This window comes from Mycobacterium gastri (genome assembly GCF_002102175.1).
In the GTDB taxonomy this organism is placed as follows: domain Bacteria; phylum Actinomycetota; class Actinomycetes; order Mycobacteriales; family Mycobacteriaceae; genus Mycobacterium; species Mycobacterium gastri.
The window spans coordinates 18,109-37,269 of the sequence record NZ_LQOX01000082.1 but is presented as its reverse complement, the minus strand read 5'-3'; the positions used below and the strand labels follow the sequence as shown (position 1 = coordinate 37,269).

17 protein-coding genes are annotated in these 19,161 nt (G+C 65.7%); 5 read left to right on the top strand and 12 right to left on the bottom strand.

Annotated features, from left to right (window positions below; all coding sequences use genetic code 11):
- Nucleotides 1-8: 8 nt before the first annotated feature.
- The 10 genes from AWC07_RS08280 to AWC07_RS08235 all read right to left on the bottom strand — a co-directional run bounded on the left by AWC07_RS08280 (nt 9) and on the right by AWC07_RS08235 (nt 12,661).
- Complete coding sequence (locus AWC07_RS08280) at nt 9-1,712, bottom strand: MCE family protein (protein WP_036414713.1); 1,704 nt, start codon at nt 1,710-1,712, stop codon at nt 9-11.
- Nucleotides 1,713-3,077, bottom strand: a complete 1,365-nt coding sequence (locus AWC07_RS08275; RefSeq protein ID WP_036414711.1) for an MCE family protein — start codon at nt 3,075-3,077, stop codon at nt 1,713-1,715. It lies immediately after the preceding gene.
- A complete protein-coding gene (locus AWC07_RS08270; protein WP_084293572.1) occupies nt 3,074-4,471 on the bottom strand; it encodes an MCE family protein in 1,398 nt (465 codons plus the stop codon). Before AWC07_RS08270 ends, AWC07_RS08275 begins: the two co-directional genes overlap by 4 nt.
- Nucleotides 4,471-5,592, bottom strand: a complete 1,122-nt coding sequence (locus tag AWC07_RS08265) for an MCE family protein (RefSeq protein WP_036414708.1) — start codon at nt 5,590-5,592, stop codon at nt 4,471-4,473. Before AWC07_RS08265 ends, AWC07_RS08270 begins: the two co-directional genes overlap by 1 nt.
- The gene (locus AWC07_RS08260; RefSeq protein ID WP_036414706.1) at nt 5,589-6,629 is read right to left on the bottom strand and encodes an MCE family protein; all 1,041 of its coding nucleotides are present in this window, start codon (nt 6,627-6,629) and stop codon (nt 5,589-5,591) included. Before AWC07_RS08260 ends, AWC07_RS08265 begins: the two co-directional genes overlap by 4 nt.
- A complete protein-coding gene (locus tag AWC07_RS08255) occupies nt 6,626-7,903 on the bottom strand; it encodes an MCE family protein (RefSeq protein WP_084293571.1) in 1,278 nt (425 codons plus the stop codon). Before AWC07_RS08255 ends, AWC07_RS08260 begins: the two co-directional genes overlap by 4 nt.
- Before the next feature lie 11 nt (nt 7,904-7,914).
- Entirely contained in the window at nt 7,915-8,760 is an 846-nt protein-coding gene (locus tag AWC07_RS08250) for an ABC transporter permease (protein ID WP_036414703.1), read from the bottom strand.
- A gap of 25 nt (nt 8,761-8,785) precedes the next feature.
- Nucleotides 8,786-9,592 carry an MlaE family ABC transporter permease gene (locus tag AWC07_RS08245; RefSeq protein ID WP_036414701.1) on the bottom strand — a complete coding sequence of 269 codons (807 nt, stop codon included), beginning with the start codon at nt 9,590-9,592 and terminating at the stop codon, nt 8,786-8,788.
- A 325-nt stretch (nt 9,593-9,917) separates the two neighbouring features.
- Nucleotides 9,918-11,123 (bottom strand): CaiB/BaiF CoA transferase family protein, encoded by a 1,206-nt coding sequence (locus tag AWC07_RS08240; protein WP_036414699.1) that lies wholly within the window; start codon nt 11,121-11,123, stop codon nt 9,918-9,920.
- Nucleotides 11,120-12,661 (bottom strand): aldehyde dehydrogenase family protein, encoded by a 1,542-nt coding sequence (locus tag AWC07_RS08235; protein ID WP_036414697.1) that lies wholly within the window; start codon nt 12,659-12,661, stop codon nt 11,120-11,122. Before AWC07_RS08235 ends, AWC07_RS08240 begins: the two co-directional genes overlap by 4 nt.
- A gap of 262 nt (nt 12,662-12,923) precedes the next feature.
- Here AWC07_RS08235 and AWC07_RS08230 point away from each other — a divergent pair, with 262 nt between their 5' ends.
- The 3 genes from AWC07_RS08230 to AWC07_RS08220 all read left to right on the top strand — a co-directional run bounded on the left by AWC07_RS08230 (nt 12,924) and on the right by AWC07_RS08220 (nt 15,199).
- Nucleotides 12,924-13,625 (top strand): SDR family NAD(P)-dependent oxidoreductase, encoded by a 702-nt coding sequence (locus tag AWC07_RS08230; protein ID WP_036414695.1) that lies wholly within the window; start codon nt 12,924-12,926, stop codon nt 13,623-13,625.
- 18 nt (nt 13,626-13,643) lie between these two features.
- On the top strand, nt 13,644-13,841 hold the full coding sequence (locus AWC07_RS08225; RefSeq protein WP_036414692.1) for a ferredoxin: 198 nt from the start codon (nt 13,644-13,646) through the stop codon (nt 13,839-13,841).
- A gap of 104 nt (nt 13,842-13,945) precedes the next feature.
- Nucleotides 13,946-15,199: a cytochrome P450 gene (locus AWC07_RS08220; protein WP_425271230.1), complete on the top strand. Its 1,254-nt coding sequence runs from the start codon at nt 13,946-13,948 to the stop codon at nt 15,197-15,199.
- Here AWC07_RS08220 and AWC07_RS08215 read toward each other — a convergent pair.
- Nucleotides 15,196-16,371 carry an acyl-CoA dehydrogenase family protein gene (locus AWC07_RS08215; protein WP_036414686.1) on the bottom strand — a complete coding sequence of 392 codons (1,176 nt, stop codon included), beginning with the start codon at nt 16,369-16,371 and terminating at the stop codon, nt 15,196-15,198. The two genes, AWC07_RS08220 and AWC07_RS08215, sit on opposite strands and share 4 nt — an antisense overlap.
- The gene (locus tag AWC07_RS08210) at nt 16,355-17,353 is read right to left on the bottom strand and encodes an acyl-CoA dehydrogenase family protein (protein WP_036414683.1); all 999 of its coding nucleotides are present in this window, start codon (nt 17,351-17,353) and stop codon (nt 16,355-16,357) included. The genes AWC07_RS08215 and AWC07_RS08210 overlap by 17 nt, the downstream gene beginning before the upstream one ends.
- 99 nt (nt 17,354-17,452) lie before the next feature.
- On the opposite strand from AWC07_RS08210, the gene AWC07_RS08205 reads away from it, so the two are divergent.
- Together AWC07_RS08205 and AWC07_RS08200 are read left to right on the top strand one after the other, a co-directional pair.
- Nucleotides 17,453-17,953 carry a nuclear transport factor 2 family protein gene (locus AWC07_RS08205; protein WP_036414677.1) on the top strand — a complete coding sequence of 167 codons (501 nt, stop codon included), beginning with the start codon at nt 17,453-17,455 and terminating at the stop codon, nt 17,951-17,953.
- An 81-nt stretch (nt 17,954-18,034) separates the two neighbouring features.
- On the top strand, nt 18,035-19,036 hold the full coding sequence (locus AWC07_RS08200; protein ID WP_036414674.1) for an NAD-dependent epimerase/dehydratase family protein: 1,002 nt from the start codon (nt 18,035-18,037) through the stop codon (nt 19,034-19,036).
- Nucleotides 19,037-19,161: the final 125 nt, after the last annotated feature.

Below are 19,161 nucleotides of genomic sequence, written 5' to 3'. Positions count from 1 at the left end.
CGCCCGAATCACGCCGCCAAGAGCATGTCCTTCCAGGTTTTGGGTGCGTTGACCAGATCTGAGTGCCGATACAACTGACCATCGGGCCCGACGTAGCGACCGGTGCGGGGGTCGTACTGCGCCACGGCCAAACCCGGGCTCACTCGAGAACCGCTGCGGCCGAAGGCACTTGGTGCGGCTTGCGGCCCGCCGACCGGGGCCGGGGGCCCGCCGTCCGGAACGTCCATCGGTGCGACGGGCGTAAGGTCCACCGGCACCGGCGGTTGCAAGCTGGCCGGCGGCGGTACCGACGATCCCGGCGGTATCGGCGGTTGCCCGAGCGGCACCGGCGAGTTCGGCGGTCCCGGCGGCGTTCCCCGCGGCCCGGGCGATCCCGGTGGCAGCGGGGTGCCCTCCACCGGTCCGAAGATCCGGTCCCGGTAGAAGTTGACCCGGTCATCGGGCGGGATGCCCTGCGCGAGCAGGTTCGGATCCAGCGGGTAGGTGCCGAAGACGTGCTGGCGCATCGCCAGTGGCTCGAAAGGCCGGTCGCTGTCACAGATTTCGACCGTCGGCGCGCGCTTGCCCGGGTGCTCGATGCACGGGTAGTTTCGGGCACCGCGAACCGAGATCGGCGAGTCCTGCGGCAGCTTGCAGTACAGCCCGTTCGGCGTATCGATGGTCGTGGTGTCGGCCGGCGAGCGCCATTGGCTCGGCGGTAGGAACCCGACCGTGCAGCCTGGCGGATCGTCGACCAGAGCCGCGAAGTCGCCCTGGGCGTAGCCCGTCGGGTTCTTGGTGCCGACGAACGATTGAATCGCGGCAACGAACGGCGGCAGCAACACCAGTACCTGCTCGAGTGACGCGTGGTAGGTCACCGCGATCTGGCCGACCGTCGTCAGGTTGGCCAGTAGCACCGGCAGCGTCGGCTTTATCTGCTCGAGCAGTCGAGACGCCTCGTCAAGTGCGCCGGGTCCTTGCTCCAGCAGGGTGCGGACCTGCGGGTCGTTGGTCACCAGTTGACCGGAGACGCCGGCAAGGCTGCGCGCCCACAACCGGATCGCGTCGGTGGTTTGCGCTTGCGAGTCCAGAACCGGCCCGGTGTCCTCGGTGAGGGTCCGGGTCCGGTCGGCGACCCCGTTGAGGTCACCGGAAACCTTTGCCGCCGAGTCGAACAACGATCCGAAATCGTAGCCCGCCCCGTTGAATCCCTTGAATGCCTCGTCAAGCAACGCGACGAGCTTGCCCTTGGGGATGCTGTCGATCAACGCACTGGTCTGATCGAGCACGGGCCCGATCGGCTGCGGAATGGTGGCCTGGCTCATCGGGATCACCGATCCGTTGTGCAGATAGGGCGGCGAGCTGGTGCGCGGCCGCAGATCCACGTACTGTTCGCCGACCGCCGAGATGCTGCGCACATCGGCTTCCAGGTCGGCCGGGATCTTCGGTGAAGAACCAAGCGACAGCGTCGCATTCGTGCACGGACTGCGTTTGGGGTCGCTGCAGTGCGACGTCAGCCCCACCGCGGTCACCTTGCCGACCTGCACCCCGCGGTAGGTCACGTTGCTGAAGCGGTAGAGGCCACCGGCCGCCGGCACTTCGAGGGTGACCGTTATCCGCCCGATGCCGAGCAGCGTCGGCGCCTGGATGTACATCAAGACCATCACGAAAACACCGACGATGCCCACGATCGTGAAAATCGCCAGCTGGATACGGACGAAGCGGGTCAGCATCTACGCGCCCCCATCCGGTGGCTGGGTCGCGGTCGGCGGCGTGCCCGGCACCTGCGGACCGAACTCGGGTGTCGCGGGTCCGAGCTGCGGGCGCGGTGGCGGCAGCACCGGCGGCGGCGCGCCCGGCGGCGGCAGCGGCAGCGGTACGAAGGTTGCGGGCCCCGGCGCCGCCGTCGGCGTCAACGGCGCACCGACCGGCGGCGCCACCGGTCCCGGAGCCGACGGATTCCGCGGGTCGGGCGTGTACTGGTACTGCAGGTACTCGGGGTCTCCCGGCGCCGGTACCAGCTCCGCGCCCAACCGTCCCCAGTGGGTGCCCAGCAACAGCCCCTTGCGCAGCCGGGCGTTGGTCAGGTCGAGGACGAAAAACCCGTTGACGAAGTCACCCCGGATGGCTCGGTCGATGAGGTTCTGGGTGAACGGGTACGTCGGCGCGTAGGCGAGGGCGGCGTCGAGTTCCGGCCCGATATCGGCGAGCGCACTGATGGTCGGCTCAAGGTTTTTCAGGTTGGTGACCAGATCGCTGCCGGCATCGTTGACCAGCCTGGTGGCGGTGTCGCTGAACACCCGAAGCTTGTCCAGTGCGGCCGTGATCCGCGGCCGCTCGCGGATCAGCACGTCCAGCGCGGGCGGCACCTTGTAGAGCGCCTGGGTGATGATGTCGCGCTGGCTGGCGAACGTCCCGGCAAGCCGATTGAGTGCCTGGATCGACGCGACGATGTTGCCACGCTGTTGGTCGAGCGTTCCCACGAACCTGTCGAGGCGATCGATCAGGTCGCGAACATCGGCTGCCCGGCCGGACAAGGCCGCGTTGAAGTTGTGCACGATATCGCCGATTTGGGTGAAGCCGCCCGAGTTGATGACGACCGACAGCGACGACAACGTCTGTTCCGTCGACGGGTACGTCGACGACTTGTCCAGCGGGACGGTGGCGCAGGGCGGCTGGGCGAGGTGCAGCCGGACGCATTCGGCCGCCGGTAGTAACTTGCCTTCGCCCTGCTGTCCTTGCGGCGGATTGAGCTCCAGGTGCATGGATCCCAGCAGACTCGTCTGACCGACGCGGGCAATCACGTTGGCGGGTATCACCACACCGTGCTTCACCGAGATCTCGACGTCGGCGTGCCAGCCGGTCACCCTCATCCTGCCGATGCTGCCGACGACGACGTCGTTGACCATCACCGGCGAATTCGACTCCATGGTGCCGACATTGGCGATCTCGACGTGGTAGATGTCGGCACCCGAGCCACGTCCGACCGCACCGGGCAGCGGCAGCGAGTTGAGGCCGTTGAATGCGCATCCGGTCACACTCAGCATGACGGCCGCGCCCAGGACCAGCAGGCGGCGGGCCAACACCCGGGCGGTCACGGCTGCGTTCCTTCGGCTGGCAGCAGGCCGGGTATCGGCGGCGGTGACTCGCCCGGGCGGGTGGGCGCCGGCGGCTCCGGCATTGCCGCACCCGGTATCCGCGCCGGCGGCCCCGGCGGCGGCGGATAGTCCGGCGTATCGCCGGGCAGTCCGGTATAGGCCGACACCGCCGGCGGCAGCTCGGGCGGTCCGGGCTTGGGGCCCTCACCGCCGGGCGCCAGCCGCGGCTCGGTGTAGACGATGTTCTGCGGGTCCGCCGACGACGCCAGGATCGGGTTGATCGGAATAGGGAGATAGTTCCAGTTGAACAGCAACAGCGGGTTGAACACTCGCAGTGCCGGGCTGAGGTACAGCCCGCACAGCTTGCCGGATTCGACGGAGGTGACGTTCTCGATGGCCCCGAGCTGCGAGCAGTACAGGTTCACCGAATTGGCCGTGTTGTTGACCGTGAACGCCCCGCGGATTGCCCCCATGTCGGGTTCATAGTCGTTGTAGGCGTTGGCGAGTGCGTTCGGGGTTACATGCAGGATGTTCTTCAGAGCCATCTTGTTGTCGACCAGGATCTGGGTCAGGTCGGCCAGTCGCACGATCTGCTCGGAGGTCGGATCACGGGTTTGCGCGATAAACCGTTCCACCTCACCGACGGCGCCCGCCAAATCGGTGAGCGCGGCGTCCAAATCGGATTTGTTGTCGTCAAGCACACTGGTCAGCGTGGCCAGCTGGTTGTTGAACACCACCAGTTGTTGGTTGCTGTCACGAAGCACCTTGATGAAGGTCTGCAGATTCTTGATGATGTCAACGATGTTGCCGCTGCCGTCGGCCAAAATCCGCCCCACCCCGGACAGTTCGGCCAGGGTCTGCCGAAGCTTGTCGCCATTGCCGCCCAGCGCGTTGGCGGCGCTATCGATGAAACGCGCCACCGAGGGTGTCGAGACCTTGCTGTTGGGGCCCAATTCCGTTGCCAGCCGCATTAATTGGTCTTTGACCTCGTCCCACTCGACGGGTATCGCGGTCCGCTCGCGCGGTATCACCGCACCGTCGGGCATGGTGGGACCGCTGGACCGGTATGCCGGGGTGAGTTGGACATAGCGGGCCGCGACCAGATTCTGGGCGACGATCACCGCCTTGGCATCCGCCGGAATGGGGACGTCGTGGTCGACGTGCATGACCATCTTGGCGGTGAGCCCCTCCGGATGGATGGCGGTGATGGTGCCGACCTTGATACCCGAGACCCGCACGTCGTCGCCCGGGTAGATCGCGGTGGTCTTGGTGAAGTAGGCGGTGATCGTCTTCGGGCGGAAGAACGTATTGCGAACGGCCACAGCGGTGCCGACGACGACCAGCGCTACCAGCATGATCGCCAGCCCGGCCCGAAGCATGGTGCGGGTGATCATCACGACCCTCCGGGGAAAGGCGGAAGTCCGGGCACCCGGCAGTCGGGGCACGGTGGAATGGCGTTGGAGGGGAAGGGGATCAGTGCTCGCGGACCGGCGGTGTCCGGCGGCTGGCCGGGCGCTCCGTAGGCTCGGAAGCCGAAGAAGTAGTCGAAAAACGGCTGAAAGATCTCCATTACCAAGAAGTTCGGGACGAACGCGGTGTAGTAGAACCCGTTGGAAATGGCCTCGCCCTGGGTGAGCTGATACTTGGCCAGCCCCGGCAGCGCCTGCGAGAGATTGTCGCGGTTCTTCTCCAGCATGGCGATCACCGAATTCAGCCTCGTCAACGTCGGCGCCAACTCGCTTTCGTTATCGTGCACCAATCCGGTCAGCTGTTTGGCCACCGCGGAGGTATTGGCCAGCAGTTGCACGATCTCCTGGCGGCGGGCCACCAGGACGGACAGCAGGCTGTTGGCGTCAAGGATCAGCGTGTTCACCTGCGCGCTGCGTTGCGAAAGGATCTTGGTGACATCGGCGGCGCCTTGTAAGAGGTCGCGCAGTGACTTGTTGCGGCCGTTGAGGGTTTGCGACAGCCGGGTCACCCCGTCGAAGGCCGGACCCAATTGCGGGGCGATCTGGTCAAGCGTTGTAGACAGCGTGTCCAGCGACTGGTTGAGCGTATCGGTATTGGTGCCGGCGACATCGGTGGCGAGATCGCTGAGGGCTTCGCTGAGCGAGTACGGCGAGGACGTGCGTGAAATCGGTATCACGTCCATGGGATGCAGCTTGCCGCTGCCCGCCGATTCCAGGGTGAGCACCCGCTGGCCCAGCAGCGAACCCGTCCTGATGTGTGCGGTGGTGTCCGACCCGAGGAGCACCGAGCCCTTGATGTTGAACGTCACCACGGCGTCGCCGTTGTGCAAGGCCACATCCGAGACCGAGCCGACCTTCATCCCCGATATCGTCACGTCGTTGCCCTGTGCCAGGCCACCGGCTTCAGAGAACACCGCCTGGTACCTGACGGCGGTGGCCCGCTGAATCAGCTGCTCGGGCGACAGTCCGACCGCGATGACCATGATCACCAGCACGGTGCCGATGAATCCGGCCCGAACCAGACCGGCGCCGCGGTACTTGTTCATCGGTCTCCCTCATCGGGCTCCGCGCACCGCCCGCCTTCTTGGCGGTAGATGGGCGATACCACGGTCCGGTACTGCAGGTCGGAGACCCGAAGGCTCAGCTCGCAGAGGTAGTACGGAATCCAGGCGCCGTAGGAGCCCAGTCGTACCAGCTTGCGGTAGTTGTTGGGCAGCTTCGCCAACGAAACGTCGATCTTGTCCTTGTCCTCGTCAAGCAGCGGCGCCAACCGGTTGAGCTGATCTACCGTGCCGGCCAGCGGTGGCCGGGCCCGGGTGAGCAGATCCGCGATCGATGCGGTTCCCCGGTCCAGGGCGTCGATCGCGGTGCCGATGGTATTGCGATCGTCGGAGAACGCGCTGACGAGCCGCTGCAGTCGATCCAGCGCGGTGGAGAATTTGTCGCCGTCCTTGTCCAACGTGGCGACCACCGTGTTGAGGTTGTCGATCAATTGCTGGACGGTTTCGTTGTTGTCGGCCAACGTATTGGAGAACGACGACGTTTTCGACAGCAACGACTGCAGCGTGCCGCCCTCGCCCTGGAACACCTGTACCAGCGACGCGGTGAGCGCGTTGACGTCTTGCGGATTCAGGCCCTGGATAACCGGTTTCAGGCCACCCAGCAGCAGATCGAGGTCCAGTGCGGGCGCCGTCCGGTCCAGCGGAATCTCACCGCCGGCGGGCAGCACCTTGGTGGATCCGGGACCGTCGACGAGTTCGAGATAGCGGTCGCCGACCAGGTTGAGGTAGCGAACGACGGCCCGGGTGCCGGTGGTGAGCACGACGCTGCGATCGGCGTCGAACTTCACCCGCACCCTTTTGTCAGGCAGTAGCGTGACGCTGTTGACGGTGCCCACCCGGATGCCCGCCACGCGTACCGTCTGTCCGGCCTTGAGTCGCGAGACATCGTTGAAGACGGCGGAATAGCCATTTGTCGAACCGGTGCGGTACTGACCGAAAATGAAGAACAAGAACACCGTCAGCACCGCCATGATCACGGCGAAGATGCCGAACTTGATGATCATCGGGCGTGAGCTGCTCATCCGGGCTGCCCAATCTGCATGGTGTTGCGCGGCGGCCCGTCGAGCGGCCCGTACAGCAGCTGTTTGAGGGCATCCGAATTCAGCAGCAGATGCGGGTTTCCGTACTGCCAGGGGTTGGCGCCGACGTCGGCGACCACGAACGGTGGAGCCACGTCGAAGGGCACCACCGGAAGCTCCCAGCATTGGGGGCCACCGGTCGCGGCCACCTTCGGCAAGTTGGCCGGATAGCGATATCGTTCGGCCCCCCACTCGAAACCGACCAACACCAACACCCCGGGGGTGGGTAGCGGCGGCGCGTGCAGATTCACCAACGACCCGGCCAGACCGCAGTACAGCGCCTGGTGATATTCGTTGGTCAGATTCGTCGTCGGCACCAGCAGGTGCAGGACATCGGTGAGCGCTTGCCGGTTGCCGCCTATCACTTCGTTGCCCATATCGGCCAGACCGATCGAGCTGATCAAGAAGGCGTCCAGGTTTCGTTGCTCGTCGACAATCGTCTTGCTGATCCGGATGGCGTTGTCGGCCGTGGTGACAAGGTCTTGGGAGGCGTCGGCGTAGGCGTTGCTGACCGCGGGCAGGGCCTCGAGGTCGTGTCGGAGCGCGGGAAGACCCGGGTCCTGGGTGGCCAGGAAGTGATCGAGATCGGACAACATCTGCCCGATCTCGTGACCGCGGCCGTTCACCGCCGACGCGATGGCGCCAAGGGTTTCGTTCAGTTTGGCGGGATCGATGGAGTTCAGCACCGAGGTGAGTTGCTGGAATACGGTGTTGATTTCGACGGTGACGTGTTGGCCTTCGAGCACCGCACCGGGGCGCAGCGGCCGCGGCGACGGATCATCGGGCGGCACCAGCTCGACGAACTTCGCGCCGAAGACGGTTGTCGACGCGATGTCAACGAGAACGTTGGACGGAATCAGACGCATCTGCGACGGCTGCATGGCCAGGTGCAGAACCGCTTTCCCGTCCGGCCGGGATTCGATCGAGGCGACCTTGCCGACCTCTACCCCGCGCATCTTCACCTTGGCGTCGGGGTTCATCACCAGGCCGGCTCGCGGCGAAACCACGGTCACCGGCACGCTCTCGGTGAAAGAGCCCCGGAACAAACCCACCGCTACGGCGGCGATGCCGGCGACCACGACGACGGTTGCCAAACCGGCCAAGGGACGCACGTAGGACCGAACCCCGAAGTGCCGACCCGGTGACGCCGCGACCGGCCTTGCGGCGCTGGCGGTTTCCGAGCGGTGAATGGGACCCGGCCCGAGGTTGTGCGTCACTGTCGTATCCCCTAGCCCGACAAGTGGAAGTTGCCGTTGGAGCCGTAGATGGACAGCGACACCAACAGTGTCACCGAGACGACCACGACCAGCGAGGTGCGTACCGCGTTACCGGTCGCGACCCCTACACCGGCCGGTCCGCCCGAGGCGAAATAACCGAAATAGGTATGGATCAACAAGATTGTCAGTGCCATCAGCACCGCCTGCAGGAACGACCACAACAGGTCGATCGGATTGAGGAATGTCGTGAAGTAGTGCTGATAGAGGCCGCCGGATTGGCCGAACAGCACCACGGTGACGAATTGGCTGGCGAGGAAGGACAGGATGACGGCGATGGAATACAGCGGGGTGATCGCCAGCATCCCGGCGACAATCCTGGTGCTGACCAGATATGAAATCGGCCGGATCGCCATCGATTCCAGCGCATCGATCTCTTCGTTGATCCGCATGGCGCCCAGCTGCGCGGTCACGCCCGCGCCGAAGGTGGCGGCCAGCCCAATTCCCGCCACCACCGGTGCCGAAATGCGAACGTTGATGAAAGCGGCCAGGAATCCGGTCAGCGCTTCGATGCCGATGTTGCCCAGCGAGCTGTAGCCCTGGACAGCCAGCGTGCCTCCCGCGGCCAGCGTCAAGAACCCGACGATCACCAGGGTCCCGCCGATCATCGCCAAAGTCCCCGCGCCCATGCTGATTTCGGCGACGAGACGAATGATTTCCCGCCGGTAGTGGGTGGCCGCGAACGGAGCGCCGGCCAGCGCCTTGCCGTAGAACAACGTGTGATCGCCGATGCGGCTCAACGTGCCGACCGGTTTCTGCAGTTGTCGCGTCAGTCGCGGATAGGCTGCTCGCAGTGTCACAGCGTGTGCCTAGGCCTCCCTTGCGTTATTTGGTTGACATGCGGATGCCGATAGCGGTGACAACCACGTTCACGACGAACAACGACATAAACGCGTACACCACGGTCTCGTTGACGGCGTTTCCGACGGCCTTGGCGCCCCCGCCGGATACCGTCAGCCCCCGGTAGCACGCAACCAGACCGGCGATCAGGCCGAAAAGTGCTGCCTTGACACAGGAAATGATCACCTCAGGCACCCCGGTCAACAACGTGATGCCGGCGGCGAACGCACCGGGGTTGACGTCTTGGACGAACACCGAAAAGACGTAGCCGCCCAGGATGCCGATGATGACGACGAGACTGTTCAACAACAAAGCCACCAACCCAGAGGCCAGCATGCGTGGGGTCACCAAGCGCTGCACCGGGTTGATACCCAGTACCTCCATCGCGTCGATCTCCTCACGGATCGTTCGCGAACCAAGGTCGGCGCACATCGCCGTCGCGCCCGCGCCGGCGACGATCAACACGGTCACCAGCGGACCGACTTGGGTGACCGCACCGAAAGCGGCCCCGGCACCGGACAAGTCGGCCGCGCCCAGTTCCCGCAGCAGAATGTTGAGGGTGAAACTGACCAGGACGGTGAACGGGATGGCCACCAGCAACGTCGGCGCCATCGAGACGCGCGCGACGAACCACGACTGCTCCAGGAACTCCCGCCACTGGAAGGGCCGCCGGAACACGAACTTGATGGCATCCGCCGACATCGCGAACAGCCCCCCGACCGCCTGCATGGGTTTGGACCCGCGCCCAAACGTGATGCCCGGCGACCAGCGATCCGCCCCCCTACTCGCCATCGGCCCAACACCCTTCCGGCGCGATGTGGCCGATTATGCTGCGCGCCAAGCCGACTCGGGCAGCGACGATCATCGTTTGCCCCCAGAGGGCGAAGGTTCGTCGTGCAGAGCGGCTACCGCCCCCACGCCAGTCCTCCGTTCCGTCGCGTGAGCTGGCACTTGCAAGCAATGCCGACCCCCACGTCTCGCAGCCTTGGCGATTATGGCTCATGCTGCGCCCGGGTGTAACCGGAAACCCGTAACCGTTATCCGGCGAAGCAGACCGGCTGCGAGGGTTTCGACAACGGGGGCATTGCGCATCACGGGATCGGGTCTCATGTGGGTCTCAGGTGACGGCGCCGGCCGTTTTGAGTTCGATGATGCGATCCCAGTCCAGACCGAGCTCCAACAAGATCTCGTCGGTCTGCTCGGCGAATCCGGGCGCCGGCCCGGTATGGGGTGCGGTGACATCGAACTGCACCGGGTTGGCGACCAGCTCGAGTTGGCCTGCGCGCACCAGATATTCGTTCGCCCGGATTTGCGCGTCGTCGGCCGCTTGCAGGGTGTCCTGCACCGGCGCCCATGGTCCCGCGAGCGTCGCAAAGCGTTCGCTCCACTCGGCAAGCGTGCGTGTTGCGATCACTTTGGTCAAGATCTCGACGGCATCTGCGGTATTGGCGGCGATGCTCTCGACGGTCGCGAAGCGAGGATCGTCGGCCAATTCGGGCCGGTCGATGTGCCGGCACACGTCGGCCCAGAACTTGGTGGGCTGCATCATCACCAACGAGATGTAACGGCCATCGGATGTCGTATACAGCCCCACCAACGGGTTGTTGGGCGCGCCGTGCACACCGGGCGGCGGCGCCTGCATTGGCTGACCCAAATGCCTTGTCAACGCCACGGTGTGGCCCAGCGACCAGAATCCACTGCCCAGCAACGACACGTCCACAACGGACGGTTCCCCGGTGCGCTCCCGCTTGAGCAACGCGGCCGCGATGCCACCGGCGAGGTTGGTGCCCGAGATGGTGTCGCCATAGGCCGGCCCGGGCGGGTTGATCATGCCCGCATAGCCCATCGGAGTGATGGTGGCGGCGGTTCCGGCCCGGCACCAGAATGCGGTCATGTCGTAGCCGCCTTTAGTCGCTTCGTCGCCGCGCGGGCCGAGCGCGCTGCCACGGGCGTAGATGATCGACGGGTTCACCGCCCGGATGTCGTCGACATCGATGCCGAACTTCTGTCGTGCGTCGGGCAGGAAGCTGGTCAGGAATACGTCGGAGCGGCGGGCCAATTCGTAGAGCACTTCTTTGCCCTCGGGCACCGACATGTCCAGGCCGATGCTGCGTTTGCCACGGTTGGCGTGCTCGATGTTGGGGTTGGGGTCGCCCTCCACCCGCAGCATGCCGGTCTGCCGCAGGCCGCGCTGCGGGTCGCCGGTCACCGCGTGCTCGACTTTGACTACGTCGGCTCCCCATTCGGCGAGCACCGCGCCGGCCGACGGGACGAACCCGTACATGGCGACTTCCAGGACGCGGATGCCTTCGAGGGGGTTCATCCGCGGGCCCTCTGCGCCGGTCCGACCGGCACCGCAAAAGCCTTGCGTTCCAAGAACTCTTCCAGGCCGGCAACCCCCATCTCGCGGCCGACCCCGGACTGCTTGAAGCCGCCGAACGGACTGTCCGCGCCGAAGTAGTTGCCGCCGTTGATGGAAAACGATCCGGCGCGGATCCGGCGGGCCACCGCCAAGGCGCGATCCTGGTCGCGGCTGAACACCGCACCGGCCAAGCCGTAGATCGAGTTGTTGGCGATCCGGACGGCGTGATCATCGTCATCGAATCCGATCACGACGAGCACCGGACCGAACACCTCCTCCTGGGCGATCTCGCTGTCCGGGTCGACGTTGGTGAGCAGGGTGGGCGCATAGAAATAACCGGGATCCAGGCGCTTGCCCCCGGTGACCAGGGTCGCGCCGGCGGCGATGGCGCGCTGGACCATGCCGTCGACCTTGTCGCGCTGGCGTTCGCTGATCAGTGGACCCAGGTATGTTTTCGGCTCGGCCGGGTCACCGTGCCGCACCTTGGCGAAGTTCTGCGCGATCAGTTCGACGATCTCGTCATGATGCTGTCGGGGCACCAATAGCCGCGACGTCAAAGCGCACCCCTGCCCCGCGTGGGTGACCATGCTGAACGCGGCGAACATGGCCGCGCCGGCAAAGTCGGCGTCGTCGAGCATGATCACCGCGGACTTGCCGCCCAATTCCAGGAACACCCGCTTGACCGTCCCACTGGCCGCCGCCATGATCCGTCGGCCGACCGCCGTTGACCCGGTGAAGGTGACCACGTCGACATCGGGACTGGTGGTCAACACCTCTCCGACGGCGGCGTCCGAGGAACTCAGCACGTTCACCACGCCGGGCGGGATATCGGTGTGGTTGGCGATCACCTCGCCAAGCGCCAGCGTGACCAGTGGGGTGTCCGGCGCGCCCTTGAGCACGACTGTGCAGCCGGCGGCCAGCGCCGGGGCCAGCTTGGCCAGTGCGAGCTGGTTGGGGTAGTTGTAGGCGATGATCGCCGCAACCACCCCGGCGGCTTCCTTTTCCACCCAGCGGTGATGGCGCATGCCCCGCGATTCGTTGTCGCCGAGGTCTTCGGTGAACTGGTAGCTGCGCAGCAGGTCGGCGTAGTAGCGCACGATGCCGATCGGTTCGTCGAGCTGCGCTCCGTGGGTCAGGGCCCGGGTGGCGCCGACCTCGGCGATCGTGAGTTCGCGCAACTCCTCGGCGTGGTCGAGCAATGCCCGATGGAGTTGGTCGAGACAGCGCGTCCGCAACTCGACGTCGGTCGACCAGGTGGTGGTGTCGAAGGCACGGCGAGCCGCCGCGACTGTCGCCTGGGCTTCCGCAACGCCGGCGTCGGGCGCATATCCGACAACCGCGCCCGTGGCCGGGTTGATGGAGGCAAAGGTGGTGTCGGTGGTGAGCAGCCGGCCGTCGATCAATAGCCGCCGGTCGGCCCGTGACTGACTCGGGGCGCCGGCCAGCCCACCGGCTGTTCGACCCTCCGCGATGGTTCCCGCCGTCTGCTGCGTTGGCATTGCGGCCCCCTCGGTGTGCTGACGGTCACGGTAATTTCATTCTCATCCTTTGCGAATCTTACATTCGCCTCATGAGAGTTCAAGGATGCCCCGTCATCGGACCGACCTGCCGGGTTGCTAAGCAATCGCTCAGCGTTATCCCGATTGCAGCATTCGGCGCAGGCAGTACGCGGTTTCGTCGTCGGCTTGCGGGCCGCTCGACTGCGAGAGTATGGTTCTCATAATTGCAATGGAGATTCTTTATGAATGAGAGGTTGCGGGCATGAAGACCGCCGTCGTCACCGGCGGCGCATCCGGCATCGGGCTGGCGGTCGCCCGTCGGCTGCGATCCGACGGTATCGATGTGGCCACCATCGACCTCAGGCCCAGCGATGCCGAGCTTGCCTACACCGCCGACGTGACGGACCGCCCGCAGGTCGATGCCGCACTGTCGGCGATCCGCGACCGACTCGGGCCGGTCACGATCCTGGTCAACGCCGCCGGCCTGGACGGGTTCAAGCGGTTCACCAACATCACCTTCGAGGACTGGCAGCGGGTGATCGACGTCAACCTCAACGGCGTCTTCCACACCATTCAGGCGGTGCTGCCCGACATGGTCGAGGCCGGGTGGGGACGGATCGTCAACATCTCGTCGTCGAGCACACATTCCGGCACCCCCTATATGGCGCACTACGTCGCGGCCAAATCGGCGGTCAACGGGCTCACCAAGTCCCTGGCACTCGAATACGGGCCCAGCGGCATCACCGTCAACGCCGTGCCACCGGGATTCGTCGATACCCCGATGCTGCGCAAGGCCGCGGAGCAAGGGTTCCTCGGTGACATCGAAGAGAACATCGCCCGCACTCCGGTGCGCCGGATGGGTAGGCCCGAAGACATCGCGGCGGCCTGCGCCTTTCTGGTGTCCGAGGAAGCCGGCTACATCACGGGCCAGATTCTGGGTGTCAACGGCGGCCGGAACACCTGAGCCGGGAGGCAACGCGTCGTGAAGGTCTGGGTTGATCCCGAACGCTGCCAGGGCCACACCTTGTGCTCCATGATCGCCCCGGACTCCTTCCGGCTCAGCGACATCGACGGCACCTCGTCGGCGGTCAGCGAAGTGGTACCGGCCGATCAGCAAGACCGGGTGCGTGAAGCCGCGCAATCGTGCCCCGAGCAGGCCATCGTCATCACCGACGGGTAAGGGGAGACAGCGGGTTGAGCGTCAGTGACCGCAGCAAGCATCGGTACCACTTCGACCGGCACTCCGCGGAGTACCGATCAGGGTTCAAGGCGATCACCGAGGAGATGCACGCCACGTGCCCGATGGCGTGGAGCGACACCTACGGCGGGCACTGGGTCGCCGCCGGCAGCCACGAAGTGTTCGAGCTCGCCCGCTGTCCGGCGGTCTCCAACGATCACGATGTCAACAACGAACGCCGTGGCTACAACGGCATTTCGATTCCAACGGCCAGCCGGATCAACGGCGTGCGGGGCGGCATCCTGGAGATGGACGACCCCGAGCACCGCAGCTACCGCAACGTGCTCAACCCGTATCTGTCACCGGCCGCAGTCCAGCGCTGGAAGCCGTTCGTCGACGACGTGACCCGCGCGTGCCTGGACGAGAAGATCGAGCGCGGCAGCATCGACTTCGTCGACGACCTGGCCAACATCGTGCCCGCCGTTCTGACCTTGGCGCTCATGGGCATTCCGCTGCAGAACTGGAAGATTTACAGCGAGCCCACCCACGCCGCGGTGTACACCCCCGAGCACTCGCCCGACATCCAGCGCGTTACCGAGATGCACCGGCAGATGGGGCTCGACCTGGTCAACAACATGATCGAGATCCGCAACAACCCCCGGCCGGGCGTGGTCAATGCGCTGCTGGAGATGCGGATCGACGGCAAGCCCGCTCCCGATCTGGAAATCCTGGGCAATCTCGGCTTGCTCATCGGCGGTGGCTTCGACACCACGACGGCGTTGACCGCCCATGCGCTGGAATGGCTTTCAGAAAACCCGGACCAGCGCGAGCTGCTCAGCAGCCAACGCGAAACCCTGCTCGACTCCGCGACCGAGGAATTTCTGCGCTACTTCACTCCCGCGCCCGGCGACGGCCGGACATTCGCCGATGACGTCGAACTGGACGGGCTGCATTTCAAAGAGGGTGAGCGGCTGTGGATTTCGTGGGCGATGGCCAACCGCGACCCTGCGGTATTCCCCGACCCGGACAAGGTCATCCTTGACCGCAAAGGTAACCGCCACTTCAGCTTCGGGATCGGCGTGCACCGCTGCATCGGATCCAACGTGGCGCGCACCGTGTTCAAATCCATGCTGACCGCGGTCCTCGACCGGATGCCGGACTACCGTTGCGACCCCGCGGGCACCATCCACTACGAGACCATCGGGGTCATCCAGGGGATGCGCAAGCTACCGGCCACCTTCACGCCCGGCCGCAGGATAGGCGCGGGCCTGGACGAAACTCTCGACAAGCTGCAACGCATCTGCGAGGAGCAGGAACTCGCCAGACCGGTCACCGAACGCAAAGAGGCTGCGGTCATTTAGCTGCGCGGTAAGCCCAGCACTCGCTGGGCGATGATGTTGCGCTGGATTTCCGACGTGCCTCCGGCGATGGTGCCGGAAAAGCTTCGGGCGTAACGCTCGAACCAGCTGGCGAAATAGTGGTCCAGGTTCATCGGCGCATACGGTCCGGTCAGCGCGGGGTGTACCAGCCCGTCGGAGCCGGCGGCTGACAGCGCATGCTCGCACGCTTGCAGTTCCGCCTCCGAACCCAGCAGCTTGAGCACCGAGATGGCGGCGGTGTCGTCCTCGCCGCGGGCGGCGCGGGCCAGCGCCACCGAACCCAGCAGGCGCAGCGCCTGTTTGTCCATCACCATGGTGGCGTACCGGTCGCGTTCGAGTTCCGTGGTCGGATGGAAGTCGGCCAGCAGATTGTCCAGCCGATCGGCGAAACCCAGCCACATCATGGTGCGCTCGTGCCCGAGGGAGCCATTGGCCACCCGCCAGCCCTGGTTGAGCGAACCCACCAGGTTTTCCGCCGGCACCAGCACATCGGTGAAGAACACCTCGTTGAAATCCAGGTCGTCGGCCGAGCAGATGGACGGGAACGGCCGGCGTACCACACCCGCGGTGGCGGTCGGGATGAGTAATGCGCTGATGCCCTTGTGTTTTGGCGCATCCGGGTCGGTGCGCACGAACGTCAACAACACGTCGGCGTCGTGGGCCCCGGAGGTCCACACCTTCTGCCCGTTGACCACGAAGTGGTCGCCGTCTAGCACCGCCCGGGTGCGCAGCGACGCCAGGTCGGACCCGGCGCTGGGCTCGCTCATCCCCAGCGACGCGGTGATCTCGGCGCGCAGGATCGGCACCGCCCAGCGGTGTTTCTGCTCGTCGGTGCCGAACGACAACAGCGACGCAGCAACGATATTCACGCCTTGGGGGTTGAAACTGTGATAGATCCGCCGGCGGCACAGTTCCTCGAGGTGGACGAACTGCTGAACCACCGTCGCGTTGCGCCCGCCGAACTCCGGCGGCTGGCCGGGCAGCAGCCAGCGGTTGTCGAACAGCAACCGCTGCCACCGGCGCGCCCAGGCCGGCATATGTGAGACCGAACGCGGCCGCTCGCCGGTTTCGCTTGCCGGAGGCAGGTTTTCGTCGAGGAAGGCCGCGAACTCCGCCCGGAATGCCTCGACGTCGGGGTCAAAAGTCAGCTGCACGGTACTCCTGCGCGATCTGGGCCCGGTGCTCGGCCGCGCCGCCGAGCATCAGCTCACCGGCCTTGGCCCGCTTGAGCGCGAATTGCAGGTCGTTTTCCCAGGTGAATCCCATTGCCCCGTGCAGCTGTAAGCCGTGCCGGAACACCAGCGACTGGCACTCCCCCGCGCTGGCCTTGGCCATGGCGGCGGCCAGCCGCCGCCGCGGGTCGTCAGCGGCGATGGTCAGCGCCGCGAAGTAGGACAGCGCCCGGGCCCGTTGCACTGCGACGTGCATGTCGGCGGCCTTGTGCTGCACTGCCTGGAACGAGCCGATCGGTACCCCGAATTGGTGACGGCTGCGCACATGCTCGAGCACCAGATCCAGGATGCGCTGGCAGGCGCCGACCATCGTGATGGCCATGCCGGTCAGCGCAACGTGGTGTGCGCGTTCCCGATCGGCGGTTACCCGGACACCGTCGGGTAACCGAACCCGATCGAAGGACAGGTCGGCGACGTGCAGTACCGGGTCGAACACGGATTCGCGGCGGGCCGAGACTTGATGCGCGTCCACGATGAACACCCCGGCGTCGGTGACCACCGCCAAGCGGTCGGCGCGATCGCCGTCGAGAACGTGGCGTGCGGTACCGTCGAGCACCCATCCGTCGGCGTCCCGGCGGGCGGTCACCCCGCTGTATACGGCGGTGCCCGACCGGTGCGGGTCGAAGCGGTCCATGGCCAGCGGCGCGAACTGACTCATCGTCGCCAGGAAGGGCGTGGGGTCGGTGGCATGCCCCAGCTCCTCCAACACGATCGCCAGCTCCACCGCGGCGGCCGGGTCGTTGAGCTCCGTCCAGCCGAGGTCGACATACACCTTCCATAGCGGGCTCGTGTCGACGCCGTCCTCGGCCACGGCACGCACCAGCGACGCCGGGCACTGCTTGGCGACGACATCGCGCACGGTGTCCTGCCACAGGCGCTGCTCAGCATCGAACTCCAACAGCATCCGAGCCGCCTCCCGTCGTCGCTATTGTGCGAGAATAGCATTCTCCAATATGGGAGCAGTAATCTCGGAAACGGGCTATGAGGCGCATGAGGAGCTGCGATGTCCGCCACCGCAACGACACTGTGGGAGATCGAGGCGATCAAGCGACTCAAGGCCCAATACTGCCGATACCTGGACACCAAGCGCTGGGATGACTGGCGGCAGTTGTTCACCGACGACTTTGTCAGTGACACCTCGCAGTCGGGCGGCATGGTGATCCGCGGCGCCGACGAGTTCGTGTCCTACGTGCGCCACGCCCTGGGCAAGCCGTCGCAACCCACGGTGCATCAGGTGCACGCCCCCGAAATCACGCTGACGTCGCCGACGACCGCGACCGGGGTCTGGGCGCTCGAGGACGTGGTGCGGTTGGGCCCGGGCGTCAATCTCAACGGGCGCGGTCACTACCACGAAACCTATGAGAAGCTCGACGGCAGTTGGCTGATCAAGTCCTCGACGCTGACCCGGCTGCGCGAGGATATCTTCAATCCCCTTTTCTCCATGCGTATTTCGCCTCGGCTGCGGGACACGGCGGCTTCGCTGGCGCGGCGGCTCGGCCGGTGAACCCCCCGACCGTTCTCGTCACCGGCGCGTTCGGCCAGTACGGCCGTGACGCGCTGACGCCCGCGACCTTCTGAGGCGGCGATGACCGGAACCACCAAGCTAGTCATCGGGGCCAGCGGTTTCCTGGGCTCACACGTCACCCGCCAACTCGTCGCAGCAGGGCAGGACGTGCGGGTCATGGTGCGGCGCACCAGTGTCACCAAGGGCATCGACGACCTGTTGCAGACTCGGAAGGTCGAATGCTGTTACGGCGACATCTTCGACGACGCCGCGCTGCGGGAAGCCATGGCCGGCTGCGACGTCGTCTACTACTGCGTGGTGGACGCCCGGATGTGGCTGCGCGACCCCACACCGTTGTTCCGCACCAATGTCGAAGGCCTGCGGCAGGTACTCGACGCGGCCGTCGACGCACAGCTACGCAAGTTCGTATTCACCAGCAGCACCGGCACATTGGCAATCAACGACCAGCGGCCCGTCACCGAGGACGATCCGCACAACTGGAGCGACGGCGGCGCCTACATCCAATCCCGGGTGGCCGCGGAGAACCTGGTCACGCAGTACGTGCGCGACAAAGGGTTACCGGCGGTCGCGATGTGTATCTCGACCACTTACGGGCCCGGCGACTGGGCCCCGACCCCTCATGGTTCGCTCATCGCGCGCGTCGCCACCGGGCGGTTCCCGTTCTACCTCGGCTTCTCCGCCGAGGTCGTCGGTATCGAAGACGCGGCGCGTGCAATGCTTCTGGCAGCCGATCGGGGCCGCATCGGCGAGCGTTACATTATTTCCGATCGTTATATGAGCACCCGGGAAATCCATGAGATCGCGGCCCGCGCAGTGGGCATACGCCCGCCGCGCGTCGGGATCCCGATGCCCGTCATGCGTGCCGCGGCGCGGCTCAACGATCTGGCCGCCCGCCTGCTGCGTCGCGACCTGCTGTTCGCCTACGTCGGAGCGCGCATGGCCGAACTGATGTCGCCGCTGGATCACAGCAAAGCCGAGCGCGAACTGGGCTGGACACCGGAGCCGGTGGAAGATTCCATCCGTAAGGCCGCCCGGTTTTTCGTCGCGCACCCAGCCGATTAGGTTTCGGCGGCACGCCGGCTTCTCGCACCCCGGCGAATTTGCGTCTCCAGCGCCCCGGCGCATTCGCCACGACACACCCGTTGACCTGTCACGGCAGATCGGCGCCGCAAAGATACAGTTCGCCC